The 1,224-nt window shown below is 70.7% G+C and carries 1 protein-coding gene and 1 pseudogene; both read left to right on the top strand.

The genetic code is table 11. The annotated features are described in order from the left end of the window. Positions 1-365, top strand: a pseudogene (locus tag R1101_RS0123820) (hypothetical protein); the annotation flags it as partial. Between the two features lie 64 nt (positions 366-429). After that, positions 430-1,224, top strand: a 795-nt coding sequence (gene rarD, locus R1101_RS0123815) for an EamA family transporter RarD (protein ID WP_016935665.1), incomplete at its 3' end; no start/stop codon positions are given.

The raw sequence follows: 1,224 nt of genomic DNA, 5'->3' as shown, positions 1-1,224 counted from the left end.
CCGCGTCCCCGCTCGATCGTGTCCAGACACCCCTCGTGCCGGTCGCGGTGCCGGAGAATCCGGAGGCCGTGCGGCGCGCCCCCTCGGTCGCCGCAGGCCGGCTGGGCCTGGTGGAGTTCGGAACGGAACGCGCCGAGCGGATCGCCGCGGTCTCCGCAGAGCGGCTCGCCGCGGGATGCGAGTGCGTCGTCGCGGTGGTCCTCCGCGGTACCGCAGCACAGTTCCGGGCCGTCGCCGACGAACCGGACGTGCGCGCCGTGGAGGTCCTGCCCGCCGACGCGGTCGCGGGACGCTTCGCGGTGACCCCGCTGCTCCCCACCCATGTCGGGACGGTCGTGCCCGGCCCCGACGACGGGGAGGTGTGATGTCACCTCGGGACGACGGTCCCTTCGGGACGACAGTGCACCGGCGACGCCGTACGGTGATCCGGTGACCGACTCGGGGCGACACGGCGATTCGGGACAACGGAGCCTCGTGCGCACGGGCGTGCTGTGCGGACTCGGCGCCTACGGGTTGTGGGGACTGTTCCCCGCCTACTTCGGTCTGCTCGAACCCGCCGGCGCCGTCGAGATCCTCGCGCATCGCGTGCTGTGGACTCTCGTGCTCATGCTGGTCGTGCTCGGTGTCATGGGCCGTCTGGCCACCCTGCGCGGCCTGTCCGTCCGCACGTGGGGTCTGGTCGCCGCGGCCTCCACCGCGATCGCGATCAACTGGGGCGTGTACATCTACGGTGTGGTCTCGGGCCGGGTGGTCGAGACGGCGCTCGGCTACTTCGTCAACCCGCTCGTCAGCGTGGTGTTCGGTGTCCTGTTCTTCCGCGAACGACTGCGGCCGGCGCAGATCGCCGCGCTGGTGCTGGCGGTGTGTGCGGTGGTGGTGATCACCGTCGACTACGGCAGACCGCCGATCATCGCTCTGACCCTGGCGCTGTCGTTCGCGTCCTACGGAGTGATCAAGAAGATCGTGCCGCTGGACCCGCGGACATCGCTGGCGGGGGAGGGAGTCGTCGCCGCTCCGTTCGCGCTCGGATACGTGATCTTCCTCGCGGTGACAGGTACCGGAACCTTCCTCGGGCACGGGGTGGATCACACCGCCCTGCTCGTGTCGACGGGTCTGGTGACCGCGGTGCCGCTGCTGCTCTTCGGTGCGGCCGCGCAACGGGTCCCCCTCGCGACGCTCGGCATGCTGCAGTACCTCACGCCGAGTCTGCAGATGGCATGGGGT

It is taken from the genome of Rhodococcus sp. R1101, from assembly GCF_000278445.1.
In the GTDB taxonomy this organism is placed as follows: Bacteria; Actinomycetota; Actinomycetes; order Mycobacteriales; family Mycobacteriaceae; genus Rhodococcus; species Rhodococcus gordoniae.
The sequence above is the reverse complement of the archived record's forward strand: the minus strand, read 5'-3'. Positions and strand labels throughout refer to the sequence as shown.